Below are 16,967 nucleotides of genomic sequence, written 5' to 3' on the forward strand. Positions count from 1 at the left end.
GCGCCGCCCTGGCCATGGCCGAGCGGTCCGCCCGGCAGGTGCTCGGGCCCGCGAGCCTGGACCGGCTCGTCGACCTCCTCGACCTCGACCCCGGCCTCGTCCTCGACGACTTCACCACCCCGGCCGCCCGCCGCGCACTCGCCGACACCGAACTGCTGGTCACCGGCTGGGGCTGCCCGCCCCTGGACCGCCACACGCTCGACGCCGCGCCCCGGCTGCGCGCCGTGGTCCACACCGCGGGCACCGTGCGCCACCACATCACCGACGCCTGCTGGGAACGTGGCATCGAGGTCTCCTCGGCGGCCGCGGCCAACGCCGTGCCCGTCGCCGAGTACACCGTCGCCATGATCCTGCTGTCCAACAAGCGCGTCCTGGACATCGCCCGGGACTACCGCGCGGAGCGGCGCACGATCGACTGGAACGAGCGCTATCCGGACGCGGGCAACTACCGCCGGACGGTGGGCATCCTCAGCGCCTCCGCCATCGGCCGCCGGGTGATCGAGCTGCTGCGCCCGTACGACCTCGACCTCCTGCTGCACGACCCGTATGTCACCGCTCAGGAGGCGAAGGAGCTCGGGGCGCGCCTGGTGCCCCTGCGGGAACTCTTCGCCGGCAGCGATGTCATCAGCGTCCACACCCCCCTGCTGCCCGCCACCCAGGGCCTGGTCAGCCGGGAACTGCTGGCCGCCATGCCGGACGGCGCCGTGCTCATCAACACCGCGCGCGGGGCGGTGGTGGACCAGGAGGCGCTGACCGAGGAGGTGGTGGCCGGGCGGATCCGCGCCGTCCTCGACGTCACCGTGCCGGAGGTGCTGCCCGCCTCCTCCCCGCTGTACGACTGCGACAACGCGCTCATCACCCCGCATATCGCCGGATCCAAGAGCGGTGAGCTGCGCCGCCTGGCCGATCTCGCCATCGGCGAGATCGAGCACTACGTCACCGGCCGCCCCTTCGCCCACCCCGTACGACCGGAGATCCTCGACCGCTCGGCGTAACGTCCCGCGACGACCGCTCGGCACAACGTCCCGCGACCCCCAGGAGGCCCACCCCACCATGCCCGAGCTCCCCTTCCTCCTCCCCGCCGACGACCGCACCCTCAGCCCCCACACCGGCTACACCCGCGCCCACTGGGAGGCCGCCGCGGACGGCATGCTGCACGCCGCCCTCCGCTACGCCACCCCCGGCCAGGCCCTGATCGACCTGCCAGGACCGCCGTCCAGGTCCGGGGTGCGCTCCGACGGGCTCGAAGGGTTCGCCCGCACCTTCCTCCTCGCCGCCTTCCGCGCCGCCGGGGCCTCGGGCAAGGACCAGCACGGCATCCTGGAGCGCTACACCGCGGGGATCGCCCGCGGCACCCTCACCCCCGGGCGCGGTGACGCCGAGTCCTGGCCGGTGATCGGCCATCACGGGGCCCAGGGCCAGCCCATGGTGGAGTCCGCGTCCGTGGCCCTCGGCCTGCGGCTCACCGCGCCGTGGACCTGGGAGGCCCTGCCGTCCGACGCCCGGGACCGCACCGAGGAGTGGCTGCGCGGGGCGCTGCGCCACCAGCCCGCCCCCAACAACTGGTACCTCTTCCCCCTCACCGTGGCCGGTTTCCTCGAGTCCGTAGGACGCGGCGACGCCGAGACGGCCCGCGCCATCGAACGGGGGCTCGGCCTGCTGGAGGGCTGGTACCAGGGTCAGGGCTGGTACTCCGACGGCGACGGGCGGTCGTTCGACCACTACAACGGCTGGGCGCTGCACATGTACCCGCTGCTCCACGCCCATCTCGCGGGCGACGGGGAGCTCCTGGACCGGCTCGGCCCCCGGCTGCGCACCTTCCTCGAGGGCTTCTCGCTGCTCTTCGACGCCGATGGCGCCCCCATCCACCACGGCCGCTCCCTCACCTACCGCTTCGCCGCCGGGGCCTCGGTGGCACTCGGCGCCCTCACCGGCCACACTCCCCTCGCCCCGGGCGCCACCCGCCGCCTCCTCAGCGGAGCGCTGCGCCACTTCCTGGACCGCGGTGCGCTGACCGAGGACGGGGTGCTGAGCCTGGGCTGGTACGGGCCGCACGCCGCGACCCTCCAGCGCTACTCCGGGCCCGGCTCGCCCTACTGGGCCTCCAAGGGGTTCCTCGGCCTGCTGCTCCCGCCCGACCACCCGGTGTGGACCGCGACCGAGGAGGCCGCGCCCGCCGAGGGCCCCGACCGGGCGCTGGCGCTGCCCGCCGCCGGGTTCCTCGTCCAGACCACGGGCCGGGACGGGCTGGTGCGGCTGCACAACCACGGCAGCTACAAGCTCCGCCCCTGGGAGGCCGAACACGCGCCGGCCGACCCGCTCTACGCCCGGCTCGCCTACTCCACCCGCACCGGCCCCACCAGCGCGGACAACAGCCCCGACAATCACATCGCCCTCGAAGAGCGCGGTGTGCGCACCGCCCGGCTGCGCATCCACCCCCTGGCCGCGGGCCCCGACTGGCTCGCCTCCTCCCACACCCCCGCCTTCCCCGACGGCGGCCCCAAGGTGCCCTCGATCCGCATCGACAGCCTGACCCTCGTCCGCGGCCGCCTCGAAGTGCGCGTCCACCGCACCGTGGGCGTCCCCGCCGGAACCCGGATCCACCACAGCGGCTGGGCCGTCGCCCTGCCCCCGGGCACCTCCGCGGAGACCGCGGAGGGTGCGGAGACCGAGGAGACCGCGGAGACCGAGGAGACCGCGGAGGGTGCGGAGACCGCGGAGGGTGCGGAGACCGCGGAGGGTGCGGAGCCCGCGGAGGGTGCGGAGCCCGCGGAGACCGCGGAGACCGCGGAGGGTGCCGAGATACGGCTGGACGGGGGAGAGGTGACCGGTCAGCTCCTCGGACTGCACGGCTGGGAGACCGCCACCGCGGTCCGGGCGCCGCAGGGCACCGCGTACGGGCCGTGGGCCCTGGTCCCCGAACTCACCGGCACCGTCGGCGAGAACCCCTCCGGCACCCTCTTCGTCGCGCTGGCCTCGCTCACCGGGGAGCGCGACCCGGCCCCGCTCGCCGATCTCGCCACCGCCGAGGTGAACGGGCTCGTGGTCACCGTGCGGCCGGTGGACGGCGGGGCGTTCGTGGTGGACTTCGGCGCGGGCGACGCGCCCACCGTCACGGAGGTGGGGGCGTGACGCGGCTCGGCATCTGCTCGGTGACGCTGCGCCGGCTCGACCCGGACCGGGTGATCGCCGCCGTGGCCGGAGCGGGCCTGGAGTGTGTCGAATGGGGCGGTGACGTCCATGTGCCGCCCGGCGACGAGGCCACCGCCCGGCGGGTCCGCGACGCGACCGTGGACGCCGGGCTCGCCGTCGCCTCGTACGGCTCCTACTACCGCGCCGGGCGGAGCGATCCGGAGGAGTTCGACGCCGTGCTCCGCTCCGCCGTGGCGCTCGGCGCCCCGCGCATCCGGATCTGGGCGGGCGCCACCGGCACCGGGGAGACCCCGCCCGAGGGGCGCCGCGCGGTGGTCGAGGACACCCGGCGCGCCGCCGCGCTCGCCGCGGACGCGGGGGTGGAACTCGCCTATGAGTTCCACCGCAACACCCTTACCGACGGCGCGGACCACACCCTCCGGCTGCTGGAGGAGGTGGACCGCGCCGATGTCGCCACGTACTGGCAGCCGCCCGTCGACATGCCCGACGCCGAGGCGCTGAAGGGGCTGGACTTGCTGGGGGACCGGATCGCCGCGGTGCACGCCTTCTCCTGGTGGCCCGGGACCGCCCGGCTGCCGCTGACCGCCCGCGCCCCGCTGTGGCGCAGCGCCTTCGAGCGGCTGCTCACGCACCGCGCCGCGGTGTCGGCCGAGGGCCCGCCGCTGGATGTCCTGCTGGAGTTCGTACCGGACGACGACGAGCGGCTGCTGCCCCGGGAGGCGGCCACGCTGCGGGCGCTCGCCGACGTATAGCCGACGTATAGGGGGGTGCCCCGCGGTACGCGCACGCCTACGGCGGGCTCCTCCCCCTCCCCGCCCCTCCCCGAAACCGGTGCTCCACCCCAGCCCCCGGGGCGGGGGCTCCGCCCCAGACGCCGGGCGGTGGCTGCGCCTCGGGCGTCGGGTGGGGGCTGCGCCTCGGGCGCCGGGTGGGGGTTCTGCCTCGGGCGTCGGGTGGTGGCCGCGCCTCGGACGCCGGGTGGGGGTTCTGCCTCGGGCGTCGGGCGGTGGCTGCGCCTCGGGCGTCGGGTGGGGGCTCCGCCCCGGACCCCGGGCGGGGTTCTGAGTCGGACGCCGGGCGGGGGTTCTGCCCCAGACCTCGGACCGGGGTTCTGCCTCGGGCGTCGGGCGGTGGCCGCGCCTCGGATGCCGGGTGGGGGTTCTGCCTCAGACGCGGGAACTGGGCTCCGGCGCTAGACCCCGGGCAGGGGCTCCGCCCTAGACCCCGGGCGGGGTTCTGTCTCATGACGCCGGACCGGGGTTCTGCCTCGGACGTCGGACCGGGGCTCCGGCCCAGACGCCGGGGTCCAGGGGCGGAGCCCTTGGTATCGGGAAGGGGCGGGGAGGGGAAAGCATCGCTTGGGCAGGCGATCACTGGGGGGTGCGGGAGGCGGCGCCCCCGTAGGAGGTGCCCTCCTCGATGGTGCCGCCGAACCTCTCCCGGAACTCCTCCATGTTCTTCCGGGGCGAGGACGACAGCACCCAGCGGTTGCCGACCAGATAGACACCGCCGTACATCTGGGCGGTCTCCAGCCAGTCGCGCTGGTTCTTGGCGGTGACGAAGTCGAGGAAGAGGAACTTGCCCTTGGAGTTCTTGCAGACGGCCTGGCGGTAGTCGGCCACCTTGGTGGTGAACTCGGGCTTGCACCCGGCGGCCGAGGCGAGTTGCTCCACCCGCGCGGCCTTGGGCGTGGGACTGGCGCTCGCGCTCGGCCGCGCCGCGTCCCGTCCGGTCTCCGCCTTGGCGTCCGCCTTACCGTCCCCGCCGCCGCATCCCGCGAGGGTGAGCAGCGCGCCCACGGCCGCCGCGACCGCCACCGCGCGCGGGCCGTGGCGGCGCGGGGCGCGGTCGGCGGTCCGGACCGGGTGCGGAGCGTCGGCGGCGGTGTCGGCGTCGTCGGCGGCGGCGTCGTACATGGAAGGCCCTCTCGCATCGTCGGATCCGGGGCGCGGCTGTGTCCCGCGCGCCTACGGGTACGGATGGGGGGCGCCGATCGTTCACCGGCCGCGCGCCGTACCGCGTCCGTACCGCGTCCGTACCGCGTCCGTTCCGCACCCGTTCCGCGCCGGGCCGGGCGCGTACGCGGATGTCCGGACCCTTGACAGCCAGGTCGGATGCTGGATTACTGGACCGCGCCCGAACGGTAACCGAATGTTCGGTCGGCATCCGGAGGTGGTGGACGGCCCATGGTGGACTCGCTGAACGCGGCTCCGCTCGACGACGCCGAGCGGATGAGCCCCGAGGAGCTGAGGGCGCTTCAGCTCACCCGGCTGCGTGCCACCTTGCGCCATGCGTACGACCACGTCGAGCTGTACCGCGAGAAGTTCCGCGCGGCCGGGGTCGGCCCCGAGGACTGCCGCACCCTGGAGGACCTGGCCCGGTTCCCCTTCACCACCAAGGCCGATCTGCGCGACAGCTACCCGTTCGGGATGTTCGCCGTCGAGCAGAGCGAGGTGCGGCGGCTGCACGCCTCCAGCGGCACCACCGGCCACCCCACCCTCGTCGGCTACACCGAGCACGACCTGGCGGTCTGGGCGGAGGTGATCGCCCGCTCGATCCGCGCGGCCGGTGGCCGCCCCGGCCACAAGGTGCACATCTCCTACGGCTACGGCCTGTTCACCGGCGGCCTCGGCGCCCACTACGGGGCCGAGCGGCTCGGCTGCACCGTCATCCCCGCCTCCGGGGGGATGACCGCCCGGCAGGTGCGGCTCATCCAGGATCTCAGGCCCGAGATCATCATGATCACGCCCTCCTATCTGCTGACGCTCCTGGACGAGTTCGAACGGCAGGGCGTCGACCCCCGATCCACCTCCCTCCAGGTCGGCATCTTCGGCGCCGAGCCCTGGACGGAGGAGATGCGCCGGGAGATCGAGGAGCGCCTGGACATCCACGCGGTGGACATATACGGGCTCTCGGAGGTGATCGGCCCGGGGGTGGCCCAGGAGTGCGTGGAGACCAAGGACGGGCTGCACGTCTGGGAGGACCACTTCTACCCCGAGATCGTGGACCCGCTCACCGATGAGGTGCTGCCCGGCGGCGAGGAGGGGGAGCTGACCTTCACCACCCTCACCAAGGAGGCGCTCCCCGTCATCCGCTACCGCACCCGGGATCTGACCCGGCTGCTGCCCGGCACCGCCCGCCCCGCCTTCCGGCGCATCCAGAAGATCACCGGCCGCTGTGACGACATGCTCATCGTGCGCGGGGTCAATGTCTTCCCCAGCCAGATCGAGGAGATCGTGCTGCGGGTCCCGTCGGTGGCCCCGCACTTCCAGCTCGAGCTGACCCGGCGCGGCCGGATGGACCATATGGCGGTGCGGATCGAGGCGCGCCCCGGGACCGGCCCCGAGCGGCGCGCGGACGCCGCCACGGCGATCGCGCGCGGCGTAAAGGACGGGGTGGGGCTCACGGTCGAGGTGGAGGTCGTGGACCCGGAGACGCTGGAGCGCTCCGTGGGCAAGATCCGCCGGGTCAAGGACCTGCGGACGGAGGGCTGAGCGGACGCAAGGCCGAGCCGCCCCGGGCACCGTCCGTGGCCAGGACGGGACCCGGGGCGCATGGGCTCGGCGTGCCGGCCCGAGGGTTTCTCAGTTGCCGATCCGAGGGCTGGTCAGGCGCCGATCCGAGGGCTGGCCAGGTGCCGGCCCGAGGGCTGGTCAGGCGCCGGCCCGAGGGTTTCTCGGCCTGCCGGCCCGAGGGCGGCGACCTCGTGATGGAGGGGCAGCCGCGCCCCGCACACGGTCGCCTGGGCCTGCGCCGCGACCCGGCGCCGGTCGTCGACGTCCCGCAGCGGCCGCAGCGGCCGGTGCACATTCACCCGCACCGTGAGCCCGTCGGCCCGTAGCACCCGGCGCAGCGAGTGGCCGAAGTCGTCCTCGCCGACGAAGGCGGCCACCGTGGTCGGGGCGCCGTGCTGGACGTAGTCCAGGGTCACCGGGCGCACCGGCGCCCCCGCGTCCAGTGCGGCCTGGAAGGTGGCCCGGCGGAAGCTGCCGCCGGTGCCCGCACACCAGGTGATGCCCTGCGGGAAGGCCATCACCGACTGGCCGTCGCGCAGCCGGTCCGCCATCTCCCGTACGGTCGCGGGGAGTTCGCGCAGCGAGTCGCGGTCGATGTACAGCGTCCCCGCACGGGTGACCATCGGCCCGATCAGCGGCCAGCCCGCGATCTCCCGCTTGGCCAGCATGACCACGGGCTCTATCGACAGCAGCGCGATGATGTCCAGCCAGGAGATGTGGTTCGCCACGATCAGCGTGCCGGTGGTGCCCGGGGCGCTGAGCGTGCTGTCGCCCGCCACCTCCAGCCGGATGCCGAGGGAGTCCAGCAGCGTCGCCGCCCGCGCCCGCAGCGTCTCGGGCTCGCCGATCCGCCGGCCGGACGCCAGCGCGCCCAGCACCGCCCGGCCGAAGACCGCGGCCCGCCGGGCGACCCGGGTGGCCGGGACGCGGCCGGCGGCGTGGGCGACACAGCCGGTGGTGCACGGCGACCAGGCCGCCCAGGCGTGTGCGGGCAGACTCATCGATGCCGGGACGGTCACTGGGATTCACCCAGGAAGTAGCGGCGGTAGCGGTCGTTCATCCGCTCGGTGTCCAGCAGCACGAAGAAGTCGGCGTCGTTGAAGGCCCGGTCGTGCTGCGGGGAGCCGCACATCCAGGCGCCGACCCGCAGGTACCCGCGCAGCAGCGGCGGCAGATCGGCGTAGCTGGGCTCGCCGTCCAGCGGCCGCGAGGGTATCCAGGGGTCGAGCGGGTGGACCCGCATCTCCGGCGGGGCGGCGTGCTTGGTGGTGCCGAGCAGCCAGGCGTTGGCGGCGGCCTGCTCGCCGTCGGCCAGCGGCACCGAGGCGCAGCCCGCGAGATAGCGGTGGCCGGACAGCAGCACATAGCGGGCCAGACCGGCCCACATGAGATTGATGACGGCGCCCGAGCGGTGGTCGGCGTGCACACAGGCGCGGCCGGCCTCGACCATGGACGAGCGGACCTCGGCCGGCAGCCCGTGCAGATTGAACTCGGTGTCCGAGTAGAGCCGCTCACTGCGCCCCGGGGGAAGCAGCCGGTAGGTGCCGACCACGGTGCCCGTCGCCGTGTCCGTGACGATCAAGTGGTCCATGACCTCGTCGAACTCGTCCACGTCGCGGCCGTCGACCGCCGCGTCCAGCCGACCGCCCCTCTCCTCGCCGAACACCTGGTAGCGCAGTCGCTGCGCGGCGTGGACCTGCTCCTGAGTGTGGGCGATCGAGGTGACGTACGAGCTGGTGGGCGCCGTCGTGGACGTCGTGAGCACGGACATTCCTGTTCTCCGTTCGAGGGAAGTCAGGAGCGGTGGGGACTGGGGAAGAGCGGAAGAAACGCCTCACTCGCCGTGCGGTACGCGGAGGCGGCGCGTACCGGGGCGTCCACCAGTCTTGCCGTGGCGACGTACGTCACAGTGTCCGTGCGGTGATTCGGCGACTGCCAGTCGATGACGAAAACATGCCACAGGTCGGCCGTGGTTACGGAGCGGTAGCGCCGGTGCCGCCGCCGTCATCGGCGGCGCCGGTGGCGTCCGGGAGCGGAAAGCCCAGTGAATGGGCCGCGGTGGCGGGGGTGGGCTGGGACCAGTAGTCGCTTACCGCCTCGGCCGAGGACAGGGAGCGGGTTTCGGCCAGATCCAGATAGAGGACGCCGTCGAGGTGGTCGGTCTCGTGCTGGACGATCCGCGCGGGCCAGCCGGTGAACTCCTCGTCCAGCTCCCGCCCCGTCTCGTCCTGCCCGCGCAGCCGGATCCGGTCCGGGCGGCCGACCACGGCCTGCCAGCCGGGGATGCTCAGACATCCCTCGAAGAACGCCGCCCGGCCGTCGCCGACCGGTTCGTAGCGGGGGTTGACCAGCACCCGGTACGGCTGCGGCACCCGGCCGCGCGCCTCGCGCACCTCGGCCGTCACCTCCGCCGGGTCCTCGATCACCGCCAGCCGCAGCGGCACACCGATCTGCGGGGCCGCGAGCCCCACTCCGGGCGCGGAGTGCATGGTTTCCCGCATCGCCGTCAGCAGCCGGTCCAGCTGGTCCGCGGCCAGCTGGCCCTCGTACGGCAGGGCCGGTCGCCGCAGCACGGGCACGCCCGCGGAGAGGATCGGCAGCGGGCGGGTCCCGGAGAGCAGTTCATCGACGAGCTCGGACAGGGTGGTGGTCGGCATGGGGGACAGCCTGGCAAGACGATCACGCCACGGCAATTCGGGGGTGGGGGCCGGGGTTCTGGCGCCCTCGTGCGCGGATGCTCACCATCGGACAAAAGGTGAACGGGGCACCGATGGGGTCCGTAGACGCTGATGAGCCGCCGGGGAACATCCCACGCCCCCGCGGCTCGGCCGAGTCTCCCGGCTCGGCCGCTGCCGCCCCGCGGTGCTCTCCCCGTTGCGCACGCGGGGCGGCAGCCTTCCCGGCCCCGGCCCCGCGCGGCAGCCCTCGCGGCCCTAGGGCCTGTCTGGGGTTGTGATCTGGGCTCGCGGGGCGTGGCACGCTCCCCCAGCTACCGCTGGGAGGTGCCCCCTGACGCCGCTCCTTCCCCCACGAAGATCCATCAGAAGCCCCCTAAGCGGACGTGAGCCCTACTCGGCCCGTGACTCCGGCAGCAGCTCCCGGATGTCGTTCGGCAGCACGGAGTACAGCTTCTCCATCAGCTCCGGGTCCACGGCCGAGTCCAGCACCTCGAAGAAGGCGGCCGCCTCGCGCAGCGCCTCCTCCTCGGTGTGCTCGGTCCGCCAGGCGATGCGGCCCGCGAAACCGGTGAGGTCGAACCGCTCGCCGTGGTCCCGCCGGTACGCCCGCTCCTCGGGTGAGCCCTCGTGGGACGCGGCGACGCGCCGCAGCGGCTCGGCCGCCTCCTGCGGCAGTTGGGCCGCCATATGGTCCGCCAGCCCGTCCGGAATGCGCTCGGCGAGCGTTTCGAGCGTCGCCCGTACCGCCCGCTCGGCGGACTGCCGGTCGGGGAGCTGGGCCCGGGCCTGGACCAGGCCCGTCATTTCTTCGTAGCGCATGGTCGGCGCTCCTCGTGGTCGGATGCCCGGCTGCTGTGCCGAGTGCCCCGTGCCATGCGCTCAAACCGCCGCCGCGCGCCCGGCCTCCGGGGTGTCCTCCCGCCCGTCCTCCCGCCCGGAGAGCAGCGGGCCGAGCACCCGGGTGCCGGGGCCGGTGCGCCCGCCGGGGCCCGGGAGCTGGGTGGTGTTGCCGACCGTCAGGGGCTCCCCGCAGTGGGCGCACGCGGACACCGGCGTGGTGTCCCGCCCGCAGCCGAGGTGGCGGATCCGGGCCGGGGGCCCGGCGGGGCCCGCGTACCAGCGGTCGCCCCACTCCATCAGCGCCAGCAGCACCGGATAGAGCTCCTCGCCCTTGCGAGTGGCGCGATAGTGCTCACGCGGTGGCCGCTCCTGGTATCGCTCCCGGACCAGCACCCCTTCTTCGACCAGCCGGGACAGCCGCGCGGCCAGGACCTTGCGCGATATGCCCAGGTCATGGGCGAGAGCGTCGAAGCGGGTGACCCCGGTGAGCACATCCCGCATGATCAGCGCCGTCCAGGCGTCGCCGAAGAGATCGGTGGCGCGGGCGATCGAACAGGCCACATCGGCGAGCGGAGTGCGGGTCATGACACGACCCTACCCGAGTTCCCCGAGGGAACTTAAGGGTGTTAGGTTTCCTCGGGGAACCGGGCGAGCCCGCCCGAACCGCCCCAGGCACCGGTGAATCCGCGAATCCGCGCACCCGTGAGGGAGAAGACGATGGCCGCCGCCCCGCACATCGAACTGGACTCACGGTCGCCCGAGGCCGTCGACGGCCGTCAGATCAGGGCCGTCACCTTCCAGGACAGCCGACTCGAGTACGTCCGCACCACGCTCAAGAGCGTGGACCTCTCCGCGTCCGGAAGCCGCGCCGTGGTCGTGGGCAGCGGCCGCGGGCTGCTGGCCCGCGGGCTGGCCGGTCTCGGCTTCGACGTCGTCGCCGTCGACCCCTCCGCCACCGCGACCGAGATGGCGCGCGAGGCGGGCGAGCGCGAGCACCCCGGAATCGACTACCGCACCGCGCCCGCCGAGCGACTCGGCCTCGCCGACGGCGCGTTCGACCTCGCCTACTACGCCGACACCTTCGAGATCACCCCGGATCTCGACCGGGTGCTGGCGGAGGCCGCCCGGGTGCTGCGGCCCGGCGGGGTGCTGATCTACGACACCGTCAACCGCACCCTGCTCGCCCGGGTGATCTACCTCGGCGCCTTCCAGCGCGTCCCGATGACCCGGATCATGCCCGCCGGCCGCTACACGGCGGCCCGGCTGCGCACCCCCGCCGAGCTGACCGCCGCCCTGGAGCGGCAGGGGCTGCGCAACGAGGACATCTGCGACTTCAAGCCCAAGGACCCGCGCAGCCTGGTCAAGGCCACCATGGCGCGCCGCCGGGGGCGGATCACCGATGAGCAGATCCCGCCGATCGTCGACTTCGTCCTCGCCCCGGACGCCCGGCCGCTGGTCACCTACCTCGGCTACGCCCGTAAGGGCTGAGCGGCGAGCCCGGCACCCGGCCCCGGCCGCGTGGGCGCACACTGGGCACCGTGACTCGTCAGCGCAGCGCCGGACTCCTGCTGTACCGGGGGGTGAGCCCGGCCGTTGAGGTTCTGCTCGCCCATATGGGCGGCCCGTTCTGGGCCGCCAAGGACGCGGGCGCCTGGACGGTGCCCAAGGGGGAGTACGACGAGGACGAGACCCCGGAGGCCGCCGCGCGCCGGGAGTTCCAGGAGGAGCTGGGCATGCCCCCGCCCGGCGGGGAGCCGGTTCCGCTCGGCTCCGTGACCCAGACCGGGGGCAAGCTGGTCATCGCCTGGGCGCTGGAGGGCGATCTCGACCCGGCGGGCATCACCCCCGGCACCTTCGCCATGGAGTGGCCGAAGGGCTCCGGCCGGATGCGGGAGTTCCCCGAGATCGACCGGGTCGCCTGGTTCGGCCTGGACGAGGCCCGCCGGAAGATGGTGGCGAAGCAGCGGGTGTTCCTGGACCGGCTGGAGGAGCTCCTCCACGGCGCGGAGGGCGCGGAGGGCGCGGGCCCCGGCGGCGAATGACCGGGACCCGCGCCTGCCAGATGTCCTGTCACTCCGTTCCGCAGCGCACCGTGGCCGCCGCCCAGTCGGCGTGGTCATGCGCGTTGCCGTCGCCGCCGTCGGTGACCCGCAGCCGGAGCCGCTGGGCGCCCTCCACCCGGGCCTCCACCGGTACGGCCGCGTCCGAGCCGCGCACCGTCTCACCCCGGTACACCCGCTCGCCGTCGGCGTAGACCTCGAAGACGACGCTGCCGTCGGCCCCCACCTCGTCGTCCAGGCCGGTCCGCGCGGTGAACGTCGAGCAGTTGCCGCCCAGGAACACCTCGACCGTGGAGTCGGCGTGGGTGCCGAGGCCGCGCTCATAGGCCGTGCCGTCGATGGTGAGGGTCTTGCCGTCGCCCGGTGCGGCCTCGCCGTTGCTGCGGTCGCGTTCGACCGGGCCCCAGCCGTTGTCCGCGGTGATGAAGTCGAGCGAGGACACCGCCGCCTCACCGTGCGGTGGCGGAGGCGTGCCCTCGAGCTCGGCCGACGCCGAGCCGCTCACCCGCGCGCCACCGGCCGAGGTCGCGCGCACATCGGCCACGGCGGGCCGCGGACCGTCCGGGCTGCCCTCCCCACGGCTGATCGTGGTCCGTACGGTCGCGGTCCGGCCCGCCGCGAGATCGCCGAGGTCGAAGGTGCCGGGCTCGGCGGTCCACCCCTCGGGCAGGCCGAAGGAGGCCGTGACATCGCGCAGCGGGGTGTCGCAGGGGTTGGTGACGGTCAGCTCGGCCGGGGTGGAGCCGCCCGCCGGCACCGTGGTGCCGGTGGCGGTGAGCTTCGCCTCGGGGGCGCAGACCACCGGGCCGCGCGGGGTGCCGGTGCGGGCCTCGGCGCCGGTCAGCGGGCGCAGCCGCAGGGTGTAGGCGTACTCCTTGGCGGGCCGCACCTGGTACTCGGGCAGCACGGTGTGGAACGTCTCGCTCACCCCGCTCACCGCGTGGTCCAGGTGCAGGGTGTTGCCTCCCGGGTCCTTGCGGAGGGCGAACGGGTAGGCGGCGCGGTCGATCCCGGTGTAGGGGGTCACCCCGGCCGAGAAGTCGCCGGACACCAGGAGCCCGCCGCCGCCGTCGGACAGCGAGGCCCAGCGGACGTCCTCGTGGTTCCCGTAGTCCTGCGGCTTGGTGTATCCGGCGAATTGCTCGTCCACGTCCGTGGAGTACACCCCCACGGGGGCGCCGTCCTTACGGTCGTTGTAGTTCTCCTGCGGCCCGCGCCCGTACCAGCTGAACCGGTCGTAGCGGTCGGGTATGCGCAGCGAGAGCCCGATACGGGGCAGATAGGGCACCTTGCGCGCGGCGCCCCGGGCCTCCACGCGGTGGTCGAGGCGCAGCTCCCCGGTGCCGCTGACGGTGTACCGCAGGGTCTGGGCGAACGAGGAGTCCTGCACGCCGGGCGCGGCGGCCGAGGAGGCCACGGTGACGACGACCTCGCCGTTCCGCTCGTCCACCGTGACCTTGCCCGGCTTCGTGCGCAGCCGGTCCAGGCCCGCCTCGCGCCAGGGCCCTTCCTCGGAGCCGATCTCATTGCTGACCGGGGCGCGCCAGGCGTCCAGCTCGGGGCCGGAGCCGAGCAGTTCCCGGCCACCGGACTTCATGGAGACGAGCTCGCCGCCGGCCCGGTCGAAGCCGTACGAGAAGCCGTCGCCGGTGACCGTAAGGCGGTCACCGGAGGTGGTGGCCTTCACCTTCCCCGGTGCCCGCGCGGGTGTCGTGCCCGCGAGTTGGCGGCCGCCGATGTCGAACTGCTCGACGGCCACCCGGTGTCCGGCCTTCGCCCAGGCCGTGTCCGCCACCTGCACCGCTTCCACGGTCAGCTGCCGGTCGGTGTCCCGGCGGTTGGCGGGTGGCTTGGGCAGCTGGAGGGTGCTGCGCTCGCCGGGGGCGAGGCCGAGGCCGCGGCTGCCCTGGGCGAGGGTGCGGGCGCCCTCGGTGAGGCGCCAGCGCAGCCGGAGGTCGCCGGTGCCGGTGAAGGACCGCTCGTTGCGCACCTCGATCCGCCCCGCGCGGGCCTCCTCGCCGGAGATCCGGATCGGTGCGTGGACGGCCGCCATGGTGCGGGCCTCGGGCTGGACGGTGCGGTCGGAGGAGACCACCCCGTCGACCCCGCCGGTCCCGGCGCCGTAGGACAGGAAGTCCCCCTTACGGTCGAGCCGGTCGAAGTCGAGCGCGAGCACCGCGTCCGCGCTGGGGTCGGCGGCGAGCTGATCGGGGCTGAGCGCCTGGTGGTAGACGCGGACCTGGTCGACGGTGCCGTGTGCCATCCGGGTGCGGATGTTCTCCTGGTCGGTCTCCGGGTTGCGGCCGATGTTCACCGGCTGCGCGGAGTAGCCGACGGAGCCGGTCCAGCCGGCCGAGGCGATCTGCTTCCCGTCGACGAGCAGCCGGAGCGTCCGGCCGTCGAAGGTGGCGGAGACGCGATGCCATGAGCCGTACCAGCCGCCGGGGACGTCGGCCGCGACGGTGTGCCAGTCCCCGTCGCCGTAGACGAAGAACTCCAGGGTGTCCTTGTCGCGCATCTTCAAGGCATAGCTGTGGTCACCCTTGGCGATCATGGTGAAGGAGCCGGTCCAGTCGGCGGGTTTCACCCAGGCGTCCAGGGTGAGCGCGTCCGACACCGCGTCCAGCTTCGGATCGCGGTAGACCTCCACGAAGTCGTCGAGACCGGACAGCTCAAGCGCCTTGCCCTGGTGTCCCGCCACCAGACCGGGCTTTCCGGAGACGTACGACAGGATGTCGTTGCCGGAGGTGTCGGGGGTGGTGAGCAGCGGCTGGGTGATGTTCTGCTCCGCCCAGTCCCAGATGTAGCCGCCCTGGACCTGGGGGTACTTCCGCACCACGTCCCAGAACTCCCGGAAGTTGCCGAGCGAGTTGCCCATGGCGTGGGCGTACTCGCCCATGATGATCGGTTTGGTGGTGGCCTTCGCCTTCTCCTCCAGGCCCGAGGGGGAGGGGTAGCGCGGGCCCCAGACATCGGCGAACGGGGCGTCGCCGTCCGGGCTGTTGGGCTGGTGGTAGACCGGCCGGGCCGGGTCCTCGCGGTCCAGGAAGTCGGCCATCGCGTAGTGGGCCTTGCCCAGTCCGGCCTCGTTGCCGGTGTCCCACATCAGCACGCTGGGGTGGTTCTTGTCGCGTTCGTACATCGCGGTGAGGCGGTCCATGAACGCCGCCTGCCACTCGGGCCGTTCGGCCAGGCAGTCGTTTGGGCACGCGTCGTGGTGATGGGTCTCGATGTCCACCTCGTCGTCGATCCACAGACCGCGCGCGTCGGCCAGGTCGTAGAGGTACGGATCCGAGGGGTAGTGCGAGGTGCGCACGGAGTTGATGTTGAGCTGCTTCATCAGCGACACGTCCGAGGCGGTGCGCTCACGGGTGGCGTGGCGGCCGGTGTCGGGGTCGGTCTCGGAGCGGTTGACGCCCTTGACGAGGATGCGTTTCCCGTTGACGAGGAGCTGTCTGTCCTTGATCTCGAGCTCGCGGAAGCCGACGGGCTGGGCGGTGGTGTGGGTGACCGAGCCGTCGGCGCCGGTGAGCCGGACGACGAGGGTGTAGAGGTGCGGCGTCTCATCGGTCCACTTGGCCGGGTTGGCCACATCGGCGGTGAGGGTGGTGGAGCCACCGCCGCCGCGCACCGTTCCCGACATCGTTGTCACCCTGCGCCCGCGCTCGTCGTAGAGGGTGCCGAGGACCTTACGGTCGTCCGAGGCGCGCTCCGGGCCCTTGGCGGCCACCTCGACCTCGGCGGTCAGCCGGGCGTCGCGGTACCGGCCGTCCAGATCGGTCTTGACGGTGATGTCCCGCAGATATTCGGCCGGTGTGGAGTACAGCCCGACCGAGCGGAAGATGCCCGAGAACCGCCATTGGTCGTAGTCCTCCAGATGCGACCCAGAACCCCAGCGGTGGACCTGCACCGCGATGGTGTTGCGGCCCGGGTGCAGCCGGTCGCTGATGTCGAACTCGGCGGGGGTGTAGCCGCCCTGGTCGTAGCCCGCGTAGGAGCCGTTCACCCACACCGGATAGCCGCTGGTGACGCCCTCGAAGCGGAGGAACGTCCGGCGCTTCTCCCAGCTCTTGGGCAGCTCGAAGGTCTTGACGTAGGCACCGGTCGGATTGACGTCGTGCGGGACCTTCGGGGGGTCGTCCGGATACATCTCGGTGGGGATGTTCCGGAACACCGGATGGTCCAGGCCGTCCGTCTGCCAGGTGTGCGGCACGCTCACACTGCGCCAGCCGCCCTTGGAGGTGTCGTAGCCCTCGGTGAAGAAGTCCTTCGGCACCTCCTCGGGGCGGTCGGACATATGGAGCTTCCAGGTGCCGTCCAGCGAGGCGGTCCAGCGGCTCCTGGTGCCGCCTCCGAGGGCCTCGGCGGTGTCGGCGTACGGGGTCAGCCGGGCGTGTGCGGGCTCCTGCCCGACCGCGGTGACCTCGGGGTCCTCCAGCAGCTTGTACACATCCGCGGGGGGATCGGGGGTGTCCGCCGCTGCCGCCGGGGAGGCGGGGACGGCGAGCGCGAGGGCCAGGGCGACGGCGGCGAGCCGGGGGAGCCGGGCGAGCGAGGGGAAACGGGGGAGAGGGAGGCGACGTCGGGCGCGTCGGGGCATCTGGTGGTCCACCCTTCTGTGGGTGTGGAAACGCTCCAGAATGAACAGGCCCGAACATTAGCCAACGCACCCCCGCACGCCAAGATGTCCCGCGGCACTCACCGTCGGCCCGGCGCGGCTA

At 73.4% G+C, this 16,967-nt stretch carries 13 protein-coding genes; 6 read left to right on the forward strand and 7 right to left on the reverse strand.

The features are described 5' to 3' along the window. Window positions 1–14 precede the first annotated feature (14 nt). Genes NP777_RS08945 through NP777_RS08955 form a run of 3 tightly spaced genes read left to right on the forward strand, consistent with a single transcriptional unit; the run spans window position 15 to window position 3,905 of the window. Window positions 15–995 (forward strand): hydroxyacid dehydrogenase, encoded by a 981-nt coding sequence (locus tag NP777_RS08945; protein ID WP_256649846.1) that lies wholly within the window; start codon window positions 15–17, stop codon window positions 993–995. Window positions 996–1,053: 58 nt separating this feature from the next. Continuing rightward, the gene (locus NP777_RS08950) at window positions 1,054–3,132 is read left to right on the forward strand and encodes a DUF2264 domain-containing protein (RefSeq protein WP_256649551.1); all 2,079 of its coding nucleotides are present in this window, start codon (window positions 1,054–1,056) and stop codon (window positions 3,130–3,132) included. Next, entirely contained in the window at window positions 3,129–3,905 is a 777-nt protein-coding gene (locus NP777_RS08955) for a sugar phosphate isomerase/epimerase family protein (protein ID WP_256649552.1), read from the forward strand. Before NP777_RS08950 ends, NP777_RS08955 begins: the two co-directional genes overlap by 4 nt. A 618-nt stretch (window positions 3,906–4,523) precedes the next feature. Here the strand turns inward: NP777_RS08955 and NP777_RS08960 are convergent. Then, window positions 4,524–5,069 (reverse strand): hypothetical protein, encoded by a 546-nt coding sequence (locus NP777_RS08960; RefSeq protein WP_256649553.1) that lies wholly within the window; start codon window positions 5,067–5,069, stop codon window positions 4,524–4,526. A 270-nt stretch (window positions 5,070–5,339) separates the two neighbouring features. On the opposite strand from NP777_RS08960, the gene paaK reads away from it, so the two are divergent. Then, complete coding sequence (gene paaK, locus NP777_RS08965; RefSeq protein ID WP_256649554.1) at window positions 5,340–6,647, forward strand: phenylacetate--CoA ligase PaaK; 1,308 nt, start codon at window positions 5,340–5,342, stop codon at window positions 6,645–6,647. A 113-nt stretch (window positions 6,648–6,760) separates the two neighbouring features. Here paaK and NP777_RS08970 read toward each other — a convergent pair whose 3' ends face one another. The 5 genes from NP777_RS08970 to NP777_RS08990 form a co-directional block, all read right to left on the reverse strand. Next, entirely contained in the window at window positions 6,761–7,669 is a 909-nt protein-coding gene (locus tag NP777_RS08970; protein WP_256649555.1) for a lysophospholipid acyltransferase family protein, read from the reverse strand. Between the two features lie 14 nt (window positions 7,670–7,683). Then, entirely contained in the window at window positions 7,684–8,439 is a 756-nt protein-coding gene (locus NP777_RS08975; protein WP_256649556.1) for a GNAT family N-acetyltransferase, read from the reverse strand. A 202-nt stretch (window positions 8,440–8,641) separates the two neighbouring features. After that, window positions 8,642–9,325: a peptide deformylase gene (locus NP777_RS08980; protein ID WP_256649557.1), complete on the reverse strand. Its 684-nt coding sequence runs from the start codon at window positions 9,323–9,325 to the stop codon at window positions 8,642–8,644. Window positions 9,326–9,736: 411 nt separating this feature from the next. Continuing rightward, window positions 9,737–10,165: a DUF2267 domain-containing protein gene (locus NP777_RS08985; protein ID WP_256649558.1), complete on the reverse strand. Its 429-nt coding sequence runs from the start codon at window positions 10,163–10,165 to the stop codon at window positions 9,737–9,739. Between the two features lie 60 nt (window positions 10,166–10,225). Then, window positions 10,226–10,771 carry a winged helix-turn-helix transcriptional regulator gene (locus NP777_RS08990; protein ID WP_256649559.1) on the reverse strand — a complete coding sequence of 182 codons (546 nt, stop codon included), beginning with the start codon at window positions 10,769–10,771 and terminating at the stop codon, window positions 10,226–10,228. A 132-nt stretch (window positions 10,772–10,903) separates the two neighbouring features. Here NP777_RS08990 and NP777_RS08995 point away from each other — a divergent pair, with 132 nt between their 5' ends. Further along, window positions 10,904–11,674, forward strand: coding sequence for a class I SAM-dependent methyltransferase (locus NP777_RS08995; RefSeq protein WP_256649560.1), 771 nt, complete (start codon window positions 10,904–10,906; stop codon window positions 11,672–11,674). Between the two features lie 50 nt (window positions 11,675–11,724). Next, window positions 11,725–12,228 carry an NUDIX domain-containing protein gene (locus tag NP777_RS09000; protein ID WP_256649561.1) on the forward strand — a complete coding sequence of 168 codons (504 nt, stop codon included), beginning with the start codon at window positions 11,725–11,727 and terminating at the stop codon, window positions 12,226–12,228. Window positions 12,229–12,256: 28 nt separating this feature from the next. Here the strand turns inward: NP777_RS09000 and NP777_RS09005 are convergent, their stop codons facing one another. Then, on the reverse strand, window positions 12,257–16,846 hold the full coding sequence (locus NP777_RS09005) for a glycoside hydrolase family 2 TIM barrel-domain containing protein (protein ID WP_256649562.1): 4,590 nt from the start codon (window positions 16,844–16,846) through the stop codon (window positions 12,257–12,259). Window positions 16,847–16,967 lie beyond the last annotated feature (121 nt).

This window comes from Streptomyces rugosispiralis, from assembly GCF_024505145.1.
Lineage (GTDB): Bacteria > Actinomycetota > Actinomycetes > Streptomycetales > Streptomycetaceae > Streptomyces > Streptomyces rugosispiralis.